This is a genomic window from Cupriavidus necator N-1 (genome assembly GCF_000219215.1).
GTDB lineage: Bacteria > Pseudomonadota > Gammaproteobacteria > Burkholderiales > Burkholderiaceae > Cupriavidus > Cupriavidus necator.
The window spans coordinates 1,164,582-1,179,592 of sequence record NC_015723.1 but is presented as its reverse complement, the minus strand read 5'-3'; the positions used below and the strand labels follow the sequence as shown (position 1 = coordinate 1,179,592).

Sequence of the window (15,011 nt, the reverse complement as noted above, 5' to 3'; positions counted from 1 at the left end):
ATGCCATGAGCGAACCTGCAGACCCGATTTCCGCCCCTGCCGCAGTCCTTGCCGGCCATGCCTGGTTCGGCGCACTGGCGCCGGAACACCAGGCGCTGGCCGCGCGCGAAACGCTGCTGCAGTCCTTTGCCGCGGGCGCCTTCATCGCCCGGCGCGGCGAGCCGTCGCGCCACTGGATCGGGGTGGACAGCGGCCTGATCAAGCTGGCGGTGTACACCCCAGACGGGCGAGGCTGCACCTTCTCAGGCGTGCCCGCGGGCGGCTGGTGCGGCGAAGGCAGCGTGATCAAGCGCGAAGACCGCCGCTATGACGTGATCGCGATCCGCGACTCGCAGGTGCTGCTGGTGCCAGAGCCGGTGTTCAACATGCTGCTGGCGCAGAGCCTGCCGTTCGCCAGCTTTGTCGTGCGCCAGCTCAACGAGCGCATGGGCCAGTTCATCGCCACCGTGCAGAACGACCGCCTGCTGGGCGCCGATGCGCGCGTGGCGCAGGCCATCGCGCAGCTGTTCCACCCGGACCTGTATCCGCGCACCAGCCCCGTGCTGGAGCTGTCGCAGGAAGAGATCGGCCTGCTGACCGGGCTGTCGCGCCAACGGGTCAACCAGGCGCTGCGCCGGCTGGCCGATGCCGGCATGGTCCACCTGTCCTACCAGAGCATCCGCGTGACCGACCTGCCCCGGCTGCGCCACTTCGGGCTGTCCGAGCTGTAACGCCGCCGTCACCGGGCGCTTGAACGATCGAACGGACGATGTCCGCGGCCTTGCGCGGCCCGTGGAATCCTGCGACAGTTACCGGCCGCACCCCCGCTCAGCTTCCGGGATGTCTTCCGCATGCCGCTTGTCAGCCGTCACCACGTCCGCTTTGCCCGCCTGCGCTTTCCCTTTGCCGTGCATGTACAAGCCCTGCACGGCACGGCGAGCCTGCGCGACGCCAATGCGCGGCGCGAGGTGCGGCCCGGCGACCCGTTCGTGGTCCACGCCTTTGCCCACTTCGACTGCGACTTGCCCGGCACGTGGCAGCACCCCTGCGCCATCGTCCTGACCGCCGTCCCGGACAGTGAATGCCCCCGCCTGGCCGGCAAGCCCGGCGACAGGCCCTGGTCGCGCCGCTTCGCCGGCCTGGTCTTTTCCCGCCCCGATACCGACTGGAATGTCGAGCGACTGGCCGCGCAATGGCAGGTGCCGGCACGCCAGGTGCGCGCCCGGCTCTTCGCCGAAGGCGAGGCCCTGCACCCGCTGCTGCGGGAGCAACGCGCCGCCCATGCCCTGCACGCGCTGGCCGCCGCCGGCCCGGTGTGCTCGCTGGACGTGCTGGCGGCGCATGCCGGCCTGCGTTCCGGCAGCGCGCTGACGCGCAGCTGGCAGAACTGGTTCGGCATCGATGCGGTGCGCCTGGTGGAAGATTGCCGGGCTGGCAGCCGCATCACAGTGCCTGCCCCCACCTGGCCCGGCCTTGTGCCGACAGCTGCCTGACGCAGCGGCTTCCGCGTCACGCGGCGGGGAATTTGAGCCACCCTGCAGCGGGAATGGTCTTGGCTATGAACTCGACGACGGACGGGTGGACACCTGGAAGGTGAACACCCCGCTCGACGGCCTGCGCTACCGCGCCCCGCCCCCCTACAACAGCGGCGGCAGCGAAACCACCAGCATGTCGATCGGCAGCACGGGCCTGAATGTGGCGATCGGCGTGAATACGGCTCGCCGCTTCTTCAGCATCTCGGTCAACCGTCCGTAACTCCGCTGCCAGTCGTCAATCCGGACAGCCAAGTCCGGACAGCGATTCAAGCCGGTGCCGCCCTGCGGCGCCGGCATTTTTTTTTCCCGCTCCGACCGCAGGCAAAAAAATACCCACCGCCGGGTGGTAGTGGGTAAGGAAAAGCGGTGTGGGCACGTCGCGGAACTGCCCACGCCTCGAATCTTCGCACCGCCACGCCGCGCGGCAAATAATCTTTCCGGACTAGCCGCACGCACGCACTTTGTGCATGGACAAGCGCGCGGGATTCTTGTCCAATGGCTTTCGCCCGCTGCCCGCCCCTCGCCCATGTCCCAGGCCCGACTGCTGCTGATCGACGACCATACCTTGTTCCGCACCGGCCTGCGCCTGGTGCTGGCCGACAGCCCCAGCGTGGCGCATATCATCGAGGCCGGCTCGGTGATGCAGGCGGTGCAGGACCATGGCGGCGCGGCCGTGGACATCCTGCTGCTCGACATCCAGATGCCGGGGCTGAACGGCATCGAAGGCGTCAAGGTGCTACGCCGGCATTTCTCCAGCGCACGCATCCTGATCGTGTCAGGCACGTCGGGCCTGGAGATTATCCCGGCCGAGGTGCGGCGCGACATCGCGGGCTTCCTGCCCAAGTCCGCCGATGCCCGCGAGATCGAGGAAGCGATCGCCTGTTGCCTGGCAGGCGGCACGCATTTTTCCGGCGATGCCGATGCCGGCATCCAACCGCCACCGGCGCCCTATGCCGTCAGCGCGCTGACGCCGCGCCAGCTGGAGGTGCTGCACCAGCTCACGCTCGGCCGCTCGAACAAGGTCATTGCCTACCATATGGGCCTGTCCGAAAACACCGTGCGCGTCCATGTCGCGGCCATCCTCAGTCATCTTGGCGTGGTCAGCCGCCTGGAAGCCATCCTTGAAGCCCAACGCCGCGGCCTGGTGCAGGCGGCGCGGTGATGGCGGACCAGGCGGCATCGTCACGCATGCGGCTGCCGTGGCTGCCCCGCTACGACGAGCCGCGGTTGCTGGCCGCGCAGATGACCCTGATCGACCAGAGCTTCAGCAGTGCCATGCTGGGCTGCTCGCTGGCGGCCTTTATCCTGGCGACGGGCCTGACCCTGACCGGCAACCGGCCCGGCGCCCTGCCCTGGGCGTGCGCGATGGCCCTGGCCTGCGCGATTGCGTACTTCGGCCGGCTGCGGCTGCCGGGACGGCTGTCCGAAGCCGGCGCGGGGCGCTATGCGCGCGGCATGACCGCGATGCTGACGCTGATCGGCGCGCTGTGGGGCCTGGTGGCATGGCTATACCTGGACGTGCGCCAGCCAGCGGTGGTGATCTGCGTGTTGTCGCTGATCGCCGGCATGAGCGCGGCGGCACTGGCCGTGTTCTCGGCATGCCTGCCGGTGGCAATCGGTTTCTTCCTGCCTGCGATCGTGCCGGTCTGGATCGCATTCCTTGCCACCGGCGATATCGAGTACCTGCCGATGTTTCTCGGCACGCCGCTGTACCTGTGCGTGCTGCTGGTCTTTGCCCGCAACTACGCGCGCGTGGCGCGGCACGCAATTGCGCTGCGCTTCGAGAACGTGGAGCTGATCTCGCAGTTGCGCGAGCAGACTGCGCGCGCCGAGGCCGCACAGCATGCGGCCGAAGACGCCAGCCGGGCCAAGTCAGTGTTCCTGGCCTCCGCCAGCCATGACCTGCGCCAGCCGCTACATGCAATGGGACTGTTCCTGGTATCGCTCGGGCGCACCGGGCTGGATGAACGCCAGCGCCAGCTGGTGGCGCATATTGAAGCCTCTTCCAGCGCGGCGCGCGAGATGCTGAACTCGCTGCTGGATTTCTCCAAGCTGGAGGCCGGCGTGATCACGCCCCGGGCGCGCGCCTTCCGCCTGCAGCCGCTGCTGCACAAGCTGGAAAACGAGTTCGCGCCACAGGCCGACGCACGCGGGCTGGTGTACCGCACGCGCGATACCACCGCCATGCTCTACGGCGACCCCACGCTGGTCGAACTGGTGCTGCGCAACCTGATCGCCAATGCCATCCGCTATAGCCGGCAAGGCGGCGTGCTGGTGGCCTGCCGCATGCGCCGGCTGCACGCCGTGGTCGAGGTATGGGACACCGGCATCGGCATACCCGCCGCGCAGCACCGTGACATCTTTCGGGAATTCCACCAACTCGGCAATCCGGAGCGCGACCAGCGCAAGGGGCTGGGCCTGGGGCTTGCCATTGTCGACGGCCTGGCGCGCACCATGCGCACGCGCGTGACGCTGGGCTCACGGCCCGGGCGCGGCTCGGTGTTCCGCTTCAACATGCCGCTGGCATGGGGCACGCCGGAAGAAGCGCCACGCCCGCCGGCGCCGCACGGCCTGGACGGGCTGCGCGTGCTGGTGATCGACGACGACGCCGCCATCCGCACCGCCATGTCCGAACTGCTGGCAGCGTGGCAATGCGAGTGCCGCACGGCCGAATCCGAGGAAGAAGCGCTCGCGCTGCTGTCAGCCTTCACCCCGGCGCTGATCCTGGCGGACTACCGCCTGCGCGGCCACCGTACCGGCCAGGAAGCGCTGGACGCGATCCGCCAGCGGCTGGGCCGACACGTGCCAGCGATCATCATCACGGGGGATACGGCGGCAGACCGGCTGCGCACCGCGCACGCATCCGGCACCGCGCTGCTGCACAAACCGGTGGTACCGCAGGAATTGCAGGCAGCCATCGATACGCTGCTGCGCGACCCCGCGGCGCAGGGCGAAGGCAACCCCGACCGTCAGACGGCGGCCGTGGCAAGGTAAGCAGCACCCCCGCTCAGCCGGGGGCCGGTGGCGTCAGCCGCCAGAGTGCAGCGGGGACAGCGAATAGGCGAGCACCAGCCCCGCAACGATCGCCGGGGAACCCAGCCGGATCGCCGTGCTGCGGGACAGCACGCCCAGATACACATACAAACACACCAGCACCATCGCAGTCACATACAGCAGGCTGTCATAGACTTGCATGGATGTCTCCCTTGCCATTGTTCTTATTGCTTTACTTCGGTGGGCTGCCGACGGGGCGTGATGCGGGGTCTTGCGGGAATGCGTGGGGGGCGCTCCGTCGCCAGCATGCTATGGCTGTCTGTTGAAATGATAGTCACCACTTCGACGGAGCGTGGCAATCATGGAAATCCCTTTGCGGCACTGCACCAGTCATGACGCAGCGCCGCAAAGCAATGTCTTGATACAAGGGATTCGGGCGTGCGCAAGGCGCGCACCGCGCTGGTCTCAATCCGCGGGCAGCATCTCGGGATTCCACGCGATTTCCCACAGATGCCCGTCGGGATCCTGGAAATAGCCGGCGTACCCGCCCCAGAACGTATCCTGCGCCGGCTTGACCACGCTGGCGCCCGCCGCCAGCGCCTGGGCCATCACCGCATCCACTTCCGCCTTGTCGCCGACGTTATGCGCCAGCGAGAAATCCGTCTGCGCGCGCGGCGTCACCGGCAGTCCGGTGTCATGCGCAAGACTGGTGCGCGGCCAGACTGCCAGCTTCAATCCGGCCTGCAAGTCGAAGAAGGCCACGGCGCCGTGCTCGAACTGCTCGCCGACGATGCCTGCGGTGGGCAGGCCCAGGCCGTCGCGATAAAAGCGCACCGCACGCTGCAGGTCATCGACTCCCAGCGTGATCAGCGTAATCCGGGGTTTCATGGCGGGGATCCTCCGGTTTCGACCGGCAGCCTAGCGCTGCCCGAAAGCCGCATCGGCGAACAGGTCCTTCAGTTCGCGCGGCTGCGACCGCCAGTATTGCTTCGGCGCCTGCACGCTTGCGCCGAGCCGCGCGGCCGCATGCCAGGGCCAGCGTGGGTCATATAGCATGGCGCGGGCCAGCGACACCGCGTCGGCTTCATGGTTGGCGATAATGGCCTCGGCCTGCTCCGGCTCCGTGATCAGGCCCACCGCAATCGTCGGCAGGCCGACCTCGGCCTTCACGCGCTGCGCATAGGGCACCTGGTAGCCGGGCCCGAGCTTGATCGCCTGCTGTGGCGACACGCCGCCGGTGGTCACGTGGATCGCCGCGCAGCCGCGTGCATTGAGAGCCTTCGACAACGCCACCGTTCCTTCGATATCCCATCCGCCCGGCACCCAGTCGGTTGCGGAAATACGCATCCACACCGGACGCTCAGCCGGGAACACCTCACGCACCGCGTCGAATACCTCGATCGGGAACCGCATGCGGTTTTCCAGGCTGCCGCCGTATTCATCGTCACGATGGTTGGCCAGCGGCGACAGGAACTGGTGCAGCAGGTAGCCGTGCGCGGCATGGATTTCAATCCCATCCAGCCCCAGCCGCGCCGCACGCCTTGCCGCCGCGACAAAGTCATCGCGCACCTTGTCCATGCCTGCACGATCAAGCGCGACAGGCGCGACTTCTTCCGCGCCATGCGGTACCGCTGAAGGCGCCACCGCATGCCAGCCACCGGGCGCATCCGGCGCGATCTGCTGCCCGCCATCCCACGGCGCCTGGCTCGACGCCTTGCGGCCGGCGTGCCCCAACTGGATCGCAATGGCGATCGGCGAATGCGCGCGCATCGCCTTGACCACGCGGCCAAGCGCCGCCTCGTTTTCGTCGGAATACAGGCCCAGGTCCTGCGGCGTGATGCGCCCCTCGGGCGAGACTGCCGTGGCTTCCACGATTAGCATGCCGGCGCCGGACAGCGCGAGCGACCCGAGGTGGATCATGTGCCAGTCGCCCGCATTGCCGTCCTGCGCGGAATACTGGCACATCGGGGCGATGATGATGCGGTTGGCGAGGGTGAGATCGCCGATGGCGAGCGGTTCGAACAGAAGGCTCATGCGTGCTGCTCCATGCAGGGATCGGACAGGAAGTATCGATTCTAGGCCGGCGCCGGAATTGCTGCCGGCCCGGCCACGCCGCTACGCCGCCGCCAACGGATCGCGCGCTGCCAGCCGCAGCCAGCTCGCGATCGCGGCCAGCCCGGCGAAGCCCGCGCCCAGCGCCAGGGCCAACCCCGGCCCGTGGTCGCCTGCGATGCCAAAGCACAGCGCCACCAGCGCCGCACCGCTGGCCTGCCCCAGCAGCCGCGCCGTGGCCACCACGCCGCTGGCGCCGCCGCTGCGCTCGCGCGGGGCGCTCGTCATCAACGCCTTGAGGTTGGGCGACTGGAAGAAGCCGAAACCCGCGCCGCAGATGCACATGCGGATGCCGATATCGAGCGCGCTGGGGTCGGCCGGCAGCATGGCCAGCGACAACATGCCGGCGCTGAGCACCGCCAGCCCCACGCCGCCGAGCACGGCCGGCGGATAGCGGTCAGACAGCCGTCCGGCAAGCGGCCCGATCAGCGCCACCACGACGGACCATGGGGTCAGCAGGAAACCGGTCTCGACCTGCCCGCGCCCGAGCACGTGCTGGAAGTAGAACGGCAGCGAGACGAAGGCCAGACCCTGCGCGGCGAAGGAGCACACCGCGGTCAGCGTCGACAGCGCGAACATGGGCCGCCGGAACAGGTCCACCGGCAGCATCGGTGCCGGATGGCCGCGCTCGCGCCACAGCAGCAGGCCGAACGTCACCGCGAAGATGCCCGCCGCGGCCAGCGACAGATGCAGCGGCGCGCGCTGCGCGCCTTCGCCCAGCGCAAGGACCAGCGCGGCAAAGGCAACAACGCTGAGCCCCGCCGCGACGCGGTCGAAGCCGTGCGTGCTGCGCGGCGTCTGCGGCAGCGAACCGCGCCCGATCGCCAGCGCCAGCAGGCCGATCGGCAGGTTAACGGCAAACAGCCACGGCCACGTGCTGAACGAGAGGATCACCGAGGCCACCGTGGGGCCCACCGCGAACGACACGCCTACCACCAGTGCATTGAACCCCAGCCCACGCCCGAGCCGGTGCGTGGGGAAGAGCGCGCTGATCAGCGCCGTGTTGACGCTCATGATGGCCGCCGCGCCAATGCCCTGCAGCACCCGCGCCGCCGCCAGTGTCGGCAGCGACCACGCCAGCGCGCACACCACGGAGGCGGCGGTGAACAGCACCACGCCGCCAAGGTAGATGCGCCGGTGGCCCAGCACGCCGCCCAGCGCGGCGAACGGCAGCAGCGTCGACACCATCGCCAGCTGGTAGGCATTGATCACCCACACCGACGCCGCCGGCGTGGCGCGCAGGTCTGCCGCGATCGACGGCAGCGCCGTGTTGGCGATCGCGGTATCCAGGGTGGCAAGGGCGACGGCGATGAGGATGGCGGCCATGCCGCGGCGCTCGCGCGAAGTCATGGCGGCGTCCGCGGTCGAGGCGGATTGGAGGGGGGCTGTGCTGGTCAATGTCTTTACCGGTTGCCGCCATGCCGGGACTGGTGGTGCAAGGGCTGCACACAAGGCATGGTGATCGTCAGGTCAAGACGATACGGGAAAACCCTTCAACGTGCTGAAGACGCGTTCATATGTATGTACATTATCGCCCCCTGCCCGGCCAATGACACTGAGCACTGGCCGGTGCCACGCTCCCGGAGTTACTGCACCGACAGCCCGCCATCCACGCCGATGCTCTGCCCGTGGATAAAGCGCCCGGCCGGTGCCGCCAGCAGAACGGCAAGACCCGCGACATCGCTGGCCTCGCCGATGCGCCGCATCGGCACGCCGGCAGCCAGCCGCGCCTCGCGCTCCGGATCGCCCCACAGCGCGTCGCGGGAGAACTCGGTGCGCACCGGGCCGGGATTGATCGCGTTGACGTTGATGCCGGACGGCCCCAGCTCCAGCGCCAGGCTGCGTGCCGCCTGGTCGATGGCGGCCTTGGTCACGCTGTACATCCCCAGGAAGGCAGAGCCACGCTTGGCGGCAATGCTCGACATGAAGATGATGGAGCCGTCGCGGCGATCGATCATCTGCGGCGCCAGGGCGTTCACCAGCACCAGGTTGCCGCGCACATTGCCCGCCATGGCAGCATCGAACACCTCGGGTCCCTGGCTCAGCATCGACCCGGGCTGGCCGCTCGCGGCTGCATTGAGCACCAGTGCATCGACACGCCCATACGCGGCCAGCGCCTGCTCCGCGAAGGCGCGCACGCTGTCAACGTCGGCGATATCGCAGGCGATGCCGGTGGCGCGGATGCCCTCGGCCTCCAGTTGGCTGGCGGCGTCGCGCGCCGCGCCCGCATCGCGCCCGGACACCACCACGGCGGCGCCGGCCGCGCCAAGCGCGCGCGCCATTTCCAAGCCCATGCCGCGGGTGGAGCCGGTGATGACGGCAACGCGGCCGCCAAGGTCGAATAGGTTCTGCATGACTGATCACTCCTGTGAGGATTGGGAGCCGGCGCCTGGACAGCGCATCGGCACAAATGCGGCGAAAGGGAGACTACACATAGATGACGCCTGTCATCTATTGAATAAAGTATGATCATCATCTAAACTCCGGTCAAGGTAGAAATTCCGAAGAGGTCTTCAGATGGCACGCGCATCACGCGAACAAACCGACAAGAACCGCGAGGCGATCGAACAGGCGTCGTCGCGCCTGTTCCGCGAACGCGGCCTGAATGGCGTCAGCGTGGCCGAGTTGATGGCGGACGCCGGCCTGACCCATGGCGGCTTCTATGGCCACTTCGCCTCCAAGGACGCGCTGGCCGCGCAGGCCTGCAAGCGCGCGTTTGAAGAATCGACCGCCCGCTGGGAACGCCGCCTGGCCCGCGCCGATGGCGACCGCAAGGCCATGCTGGCCAACCTGGTAGAGCCTTACCTGACCGCCGCGCATTGCGCCAACCCGGGCGTGGGCTGTGCCGCCGCGGCGCTGGCCGTGGACGTGGCCCGCGAACCCGCCGACAAGCCCGTGCGCCAGGCCTACGTGGAAGGCTTGCGCCTGATGGTGGACGACATGGCGCAGACCGTTGAATCCGATGACCCGCAGGTGCGCCACGATGAAGCGCTGGTGCGCATGGCGCTGCTGGTCGGCGCCCTCACGCTGGCGCGTGCCACCGACGGCGATCCGCTCTCCGACGAGATGCTAAGCGCCGTGCGGAGCCGCCTGCTGGGCAGCACCGCTTAAACCCCGTTTTCCCGAAGCCTGAAACACCCCCGCCGCCGTCAGACACGGCGGGGATGGCTTCGCTTTGCCCTTTGCCAACGCCTCCCAGACCCTGACAACGAGACCCCCATGTTCGCGCAAGCCCTTTCCAGCCGGCTCGACCGGCGCGGCATCCACTACGCGTGGCTGGTCGCCGCCCTGACCTTCCTGGTAATACTCACCACCTCGGCCGCGCTTGGCCTGCCCGGTGCCTTCCTGAAGCCGCTGACCAGGGAGATGGGCTGGAACACCGACCAGATCTCATCGATCCTGGCCTTCCGCTTTGCGCTGTTCGGGCTGATGGCGCCGTTCTCGGCCCTGCTGATGGATCGCTTCGGCGTGCGCAACGTGGTCTGCGCCGCGCTGGCGCTGATTGCCGGCGGCATGGCGCTGGCCACCGTGTCGACCGAGTTGTGGCAGCTCTTTGTCGCCTGGGGTCTGATGCTGGGCGTTGGCTCCGGGCTGACCGCACTGGTGCTGGCGGCCGTGATCGCCAACCGCTGGTTCAGCGCGCGGCGCGGGCTGGTGATCGGCATCCTGACGGCCGGCGCGGCGACGGGGCAACTGGCCTTCCTGCCGGTGGCAGCCTGGCTGATCGAGCATATGGGCTGGCGCGTGGCCGTGCTGCCGGTGCTGGCTGCCTGCGCGGCGCTGGCGCTGCTGGTATTCGGCCTGATGCGCAACCGGCCCGCCGACGTCGGCCTGGCTGCGTTCGGCGAAGTCCCGGCCCATCCAGCCACGCCGCCCGCCGCGCAACCCGTCACGCCCTTCACGCTGCGCGGGCCTTTCCGGGTGCTGCGCGATGCCGCCCGCACCCAGACCTTCTGGGTACTGGCCGGCACCTTCTTCATCTGCGGGCTGAGCACCAACGGGCTGATCCAAACCCACTTCATTGCACTGTGCGGCGACTTCGGCATGGGCCCGGTGCCGGCCGCCTCGGCGCTGGCGATGATGGGTGCGTTCGATTTCGTCGGCACCATCCTGTCGGGTTGGCTGTCGGACCGCTACGACAGTCGCAAGCTGCTGTTCTGGTACTACGCGCTGCGCGGCTTGTCGCTGTTCTGGCTGCCGCATTCGACTTTCACGCTGTACGGCCTGTCGATCTTTGCGATGTTCTACGGCCTGGACTGGATCGCCACCGTGCCGCCCACGATCAAGCTGGCGGCCACTGCTTTCGGGCGCGAACGCGCGCCGATGGTGTTCGGCTGGATCTTCGCGGCCCACCAGATCGGCGCGGCCGTGGCGGCATTCGGCGCGGGGCTGAGCCGTACGCTGCTGCTGACCTATACGCCGGCGCTGTATGCGGCCGGTGCGGCTTGCATGGTGGCGGCGTTGCTGGCGCTGATGGTCAGCCGGACACGCGCGGCGGCGGCAATCGAGGCAGCGCGGGCGTAGCCTGCGCTGCCCCGGTGCCAGCCTCAGCAGCCCTTCGCGTAAGCTACGAACGAATACAGGCTCGGCGGCCGCTGGTCGCGCGACACGACATTGATGCACAGCGCCGAGGCCGCTACCGGGCCGGGCAGCAACAGGAAGCGGTTTTGCCCGATGTCGCTGCCGCTGGCGACCACCTGCCACTGCCCGTTGGCATTGGCCTCCACGGTGAAGCTGCTGGTCCAAGCGGAAAAGCGCGGGTTCCGGCCCCTTCAGCCTTTGCCCTTGCTCCTGGTCGCGGCGGCTTTCCCCTGCGAGCGCCCGACGGTCCGTTTTGGCACCGCCTCCGGCTTCGCCGCCTGGGCCGACTTCATGAAGTTGCTTTCGCTGGTGGTCACGCCCACGATCCGGGCGAGCTGCCGGCTTACGCTGATGTAGGCGTGGCCCATGCGGGCATCGAAATACAACGCATCGCCGCGCGCCAGGCGCAGCTTCTCGCCGTTGTCGAACTGTATTTCGATCTCGCCGCTGAGCACATAGACAAACTCCTCGCCGGGATGGCGCGAGAAGTCACCGGGGCCCTCGATGCGGCGCGCATGCACGGTGCCGACCACCGGGCTCATCTGCTTGCCGACGGCCTCTGCGCCAAGAAATTCATAGGTCAGCGACGATCCCCGGTAGGTCACGCCCGCGCCGGCCCGGGTCACGACAGGCCCCTGGAACGGTGACGTCTTCGTGCCGGCACCCGCGAACATCGAGCCCATGTCCATCTGCAGCGCCTGGCCCAGCGCAGCAAAATTCTCGTAGCCCAGCGCCAGTTGCCCGCGCTCCGCACGCGAGATGGTGGTGATCGAGACGCCCGACAGTTCGGCGAGGTGCGCCAGCGTCCAGCCGAAGGCCTTGCGCGCCGAGCGCAGGCGCTTGCCAAAGGTTTCGCGGTCGAGCGTGCGCGACTCGTCGTCATCGGTCCCGATGCCGCTGCCGCGCCCCTGGGCGGTGTGTGGTTTCAAGCCTGCATCCTTTTTTCCATTGGACGGAATGCTAACAGAGCAGACCGCGCCAAGGCTCATCCCCTGGCGCCCACCTTAACGCAAGATTTGCGTATCCGCAATTTGCATATACGCAAATTCTTACCTACACTCACTCCCATTCCGAATGCACGAGCGCCTCGCAGGCGCTCTCATGCCACCTGATCCATGCGCCCGACTCACGCTGCCTCACCGATTCCAGCCGACTTTCTCATCATTGGAGGCGGCATTGCCGGTGCTTCCGTCGCGTACTGGCTCGCGCCCCATGGCCGCGTCATCCTGCTCGAACGCGAAGCCCAGCCTGGCTACCACTCGACCGGCCGCTCGGCGGCGTTGTTCATGGAAAGCTACGGCACCACGCAGGTCCGCGCGCTGACGATGGCAAGCCGCGCCTTCCTGCAGGATCCGCCGCCGGGTTTTGCCTCGCACCCGCTGCTCACGCCGCGCGGCGCGCTGATGGTCGCCGGCCCCGGGCAACAGCATTTGCTTGACGCGCACTGGGACGTGGTGCGCGCCGTCGATCCCGACGCCCGCCTGCTGAGTGCCGCGCAAGCGTGCGAGCGCGTACCGGCGCTGCGCGCCGAGCAACTGGCCGGCGGCGTTTATGAGCCCGGCGCCGCAGACATGGATGTAGACGCGATCCACCAGGGCTACCTGCGCGGCATGCGCCAGGCCGGCGGCAAGCTGGTGTGCGATGCCGAAGTCACGGCCATGGCACGCGTGCAGGACCGCTGGCGCGTGGATGCTGGCGGGGCGGTATATGCGGCACCGGTGGTACTCAACGCCGCCGGCGCCTGGGCCGACGTCATCGCACGGCTGGCCGGCGTGCAACCGCTGGGGATTGAACCCCGCCGCCGCTCTGCCTTCGTCTTCGCGCCGCCCGTGGAGATGGACACCAGCGGCTGGCCCATGGTCTTCGGTGCCGACGAGGACTGGTACATCAAGCCCGATGCCGGCATGTTGCTGGGCTCCCCGGCCAATGCCGATCCGGTCGAGCCACAGGACGTCCAGCCCGAGGAAATGGATATCGCGCTCGCCATCGACCGCATCGAGACCGCGACCTCGCTCAGGATCCGCCGCCCTGCGCGCACCTGGGCCGGGCTGCGCTCTTTCGTCGCCGACGGCGACCTGGTGGGCGGGTTCGACGACGCCGTGCCGGGCTTCTTCTGGGTGGCGGGCCAGGGCGGCTACGGCATCCAGACCTCGGCGGCCATGGGCGAGACCTGTGCCGCGCTGGCGCGCGGCCTGCCGGTGCCGGCGCATCCCGCTTCGTTCGGCCTGAGCGCCGAGATGCTCGGGCCGGCGCGCCTGGCCCGCCTGGCCGCTTCGGCCTGAATCGCGTCTTCCCCCAACCGCTAGTCCCCGACTGACCAGGAGCCAACCATCGTGCGTGTCTTCAGTGCCTCCCTCGCTACCGAAACCAACACCTTTGCGCCGATGCCCACCGGCCTGTCGTCCTTCAGGGACCGCGGCTACTTCGCGGCCGGCCAGCATCCTGACCAGATGACGTTTTTCTCAGGCCCGCTGTGGGCAGCACGGATCCGCGGCAAGGAGCGCGGCTGGCAGCTGTGCGAAGGCATGGTGGCCGGCGCGCAGCCCAGCGGCACCACCACCCGCCATGCCTACGAAACCCTGCGCGAGGAACTGTTGACCGACCTGCGCGCGGCGCTGCCGGTGGACATGGTGGTGCTCGGCCTGCACGGCGCGATGGTGGCCGATGGCTATGACGACTGCGAGGGCGACCTGCTGCAGCGTGTGCGCGCCATCGTCGGACCCGAGGTGGTGATCGGCGCTGAGCTGGACCCGCACTGCCACCTGACGCCCGAGATGGTGGCATACGCCGACGTGCTGGTCGCCTTCAAGGAATACCCGCATACCGACGTGCTGGAACGCGCGCTGGAACTGGTCGACCTGTGCGCGGCCACGGTGGAAGGCAAGGTTCGCCCGGTGGCGGCGGTGGTCGATTGCAGGATGATCGTCACGGTCCACACCTCGCGCGAGCCGGCGCGCGGCTTCATCGACCGCATCCAGTCGCTGGAAGGGCGCGACGGCGTGCTGTCGATCTCGGTGGCGCATGGATTTTCATGGGGCGATGTGCCAGGGATGGGCACCAAGGTGCTGGTCTACGCCGATGGCAACCAGGCCAGGGCCGATGCGCTGGCGCGGCAACTGGCCGACGAACTGATCGCCATGCGCGACGGGCTCACGGTGCGCTACCCGGACATCGACACCTCGCTCGACGAGGCGCTGGCCTTCGACGCCGGGCCGGTGGTGCTGGCCGACGGCGCCGACAATCCCGGCGGCGGCGCAGCGAGCGACTCCACCTTTATCCTGCGCCGCATGATCGAGCGCGGCATCGGCAATGCGGCGGTCGGCCCGATGTGGGACCCGATCGCGGTGCGCATCGCCTTCGATGCCGGCGTGGGCGCACGCCTGTCGATGCGCATCGGTGGCAAGATCAGTCCGCTATCCGGCGACCCGCTGGACCTGGACTGCACGGTCAAGGCCCTGCTGCCCGACATGGTGATGACCGGCCTGTCCGACGCGCCGGTGCCGATGGGCGACTGCGCGCTGGTGGAAGCCAACGGCATCGACATCGTGCTGATCACGCTGCGCAACCAGGCCATGGGCACGGACATGTTCACCCAGCTGGGCTGTGACCTGGCGCGCAAGCAGATCATCGTGGTCAAGTCCTCGCAGCACTTCTACGCCTGCTACTCGAAAGTGGCAGGGCACGTGATCTACGCGGGCGCCCCGGGTGCCGTCACGCTTGACCTCACGACCCTGGCCTATCGCAAGATCCAACGGCCCAAGTGGCCGCTGGACAGCACCGCGGCCTGAGCGCCGGCCGCCTGGCTGCGAT

16 protein-coding genes are annotated in these 15,011 nt (G+C 68.5%); 9 read left to right on the top strand and 7 right to left on the bottom strand.

Annotation, left to right across the window (positions count from 1 at the left end; all coding sequences use genetic code 11):
* The first annotated feature begins 5 nt into the window (after positions 1-5).
* From CNE_RS23495 to CNE_RS23480, 5 genes are all read left to right on the top strand, one after another.
* Complete coding sequence (locus tag CNE_RS23495; protein ID WP_013952776.1) at positions 6-710, top strand: Crp/Fnr family transcriptional regulator; 705 nt, start codon at positions 6-8, stop codon at positions 708-710.
* Positions 711-830: 120 nt separating this feature from the next.
* Positions 831-1,472: a hypothetical protein gene (locus tag CNE_RS23490; protein ID WP_013952775.1), complete on the top strand. Its 642-nt coding sequence runs from the start codon at positions 831-833 to the stop codon at positions 1,470-1,472.
* 100 nt (positions 1,473-1,572) lie between these two features.
* Positions 1,573-1,734 (top strand): hypothetical protein, encoded by a 162-nt coding sequence (locus tag CNE_RS41070; RefSeq protein ID WP_193351083.1) that lies wholly within the window; start codon positions 1,573-1,575, stop codon positions 1,732-1,734.
* Between the two features lie 306 nt (positions 1,735-2,040).
* On the top strand, positions 2,041-2,676 hold the full coding sequence (locus tag CNE_RS23485; protein WP_013952773.1) for a response regulator: 636 nt from the start codon (positions 2,041-2,043) through the stop codon (positions 2,674-2,676).
* Positions 2,676-4,508, top strand: a complete 1,833-nt coding sequence (locus CNE_RS23480; protein WP_013952772.1) for an ATP-binding response regulator — start codon at positions 2,676-2,678, stop codon at positions 4,506-4,508. Before CNE_RS23485 ends, CNE_RS23480 begins: the two co-directional genes overlap by 1 nt.
* A 33-nt stretch (positions 4,509-4,541) precedes the next feature.
* On the opposite strand, the gene CNE_RS41745 is transcribed toward CNE_RS23480, so the two are convergent.
* From CNE_RS41745 to CNE_RS23460, 5 genes are all read right to left on the bottom strand, one after another.
* On the bottom strand, positions 4,542-4,709 hold the full coding sequence (locus CNE_RS41745; RefSeq protein ID WP_010812488.1) for a hypothetical protein: 168 nt from the start codon (positions 4,707-4,709) through the stop codon (positions 4,542-4,544).
* Positions 4,710-4,973: 264 nt separating this feature from the next.
* A complete protein-coding gene (locus CNE_RS23475; RefSeq protein WP_013952771.1) occupies positions 4,974-5,396 on the bottom strand; it encodes a VOC family protein in 423 nt (140 codons plus the stop codon).
* 30 nt (positions 5,397-5,426) lie between these two features.
* A complete protein-coding gene (locus CNE_RS23470) occupies positions 5,427-6,542 on the bottom strand; it encodes an NADH:flavin oxidoreductase/NADH oxidase (protein ID WP_013952770.1) in 1,116 nt (371 codons plus the stop codon).
* 81 nt (positions 6,543-6,623) lie between these two features.
* The gene (locus CNE_RS23465; RefSeq protein WP_013952769.1) at positions 6,624-7,970 is read right to left on the bottom strand and encodes an MFS transporter; all 1,347 of its coding nucleotides are present in this window, start codon (positions 7,968-7,970) and stop codon (positions 6,624-6,626) included.
* A 236-nt stretch (positions 7,971-8,206) separates the two neighbouring features.
* A complete protein-coding gene (locus tag CNE_RS23460) occupies positions 8,207-8,974 on the bottom strand; it encodes an SDR family NAD(P)-dependent oxidoreductase (RefSeq protein WP_013952768.1) in 768 nt (255 codons plus the stop codon).
* A 163-nt stretch (positions 8,975-9,137) separates the two neighbouring features.
* On the opposite strand from CNE_RS23460, the gene CNE_RS23455 reads away from it, so the two are divergent.
* Both CNE_RS23455 and CNE_RS23450 read left to right on the top strand, forming a co-directional pair.
* A complete protein-coding gene (locus CNE_RS23455; protein WP_013952767.1) occupies positions 9,138-9,731 on the top strand; it encodes a TetR/AcrR family transcriptional regulator in 594 nt (197 codons plus the stop codon).
* Positions 9,732-9,839: 108 nt separating this feature from the next.
* Positions 9,840-11,144, top strand: coding sequence for an MFS transporter (locus CNE_RS23450; protein WP_013952766.1), 1,305 nt, complete (start codon positions 9,840-9,842; stop codon positions 11,142-11,144).
* Positions 11,145-11,167: 23 nt separating this feature from the next.
* Here the strand turns inward: CNE_RS23450 and CNE_RS23445 are convergent, their stop codons facing one another.
* Complete coding sequence (locus CNE_RS23445) at positions 11,168-11,347, bottom strand: hypothetical protein (protein WP_013952765.1); 180 nt, start codon at positions 11,345-11,347, stop codon at positions 11,168-11,170.
* 45 nt (positions 11,348-11,392) lie between these two features.
* A complete protein-coding gene (locus tag CNE_RS23440; RefSeq protein ID WP_041228613.1) occupies positions 11,393-12,130 on the bottom strand; it encodes a helix-turn-helix domain-containing protein in 738 nt (245 codons plus the stop codon).
* Between the two features lie 186 nt (positions 12,131-12,316).
* On the opposite strand from CNE_RS23440, the gene CNE_RS23435 reads away from it, so the two are divergent.
* Together CNE_RS23435 and CNE_RS23430 are read left to right on the top strand one after the other, a co-directional pair.
* Positions 12,317-13,483 carry an NAD(P)/FAD-dependent oxidoreductase gene (locus CNE_RS23435; RefSeq protein ID WP_013952763.1) on the top strand — a complete coding sequence of 389 codons (1,167 nt, stop codon included), beginning with the start codon at positions 12,317-12,319 and terminating at the stop codon, positions 13,481-13,483.
* Between the two features lie 51 nt (positions 13,484-13,534).
* A complete protein-coding gene (locus CNE_RS23430) occupies positions 13,535-14,989 on the top strand; it encodes a M81 family metallopeptidase (protein ID WP_013952762.1) in 1,455 nt (484 codons plus the stop codon).
* Positions 14,990-15,011 lie beyond the last annotated feature (22 nt).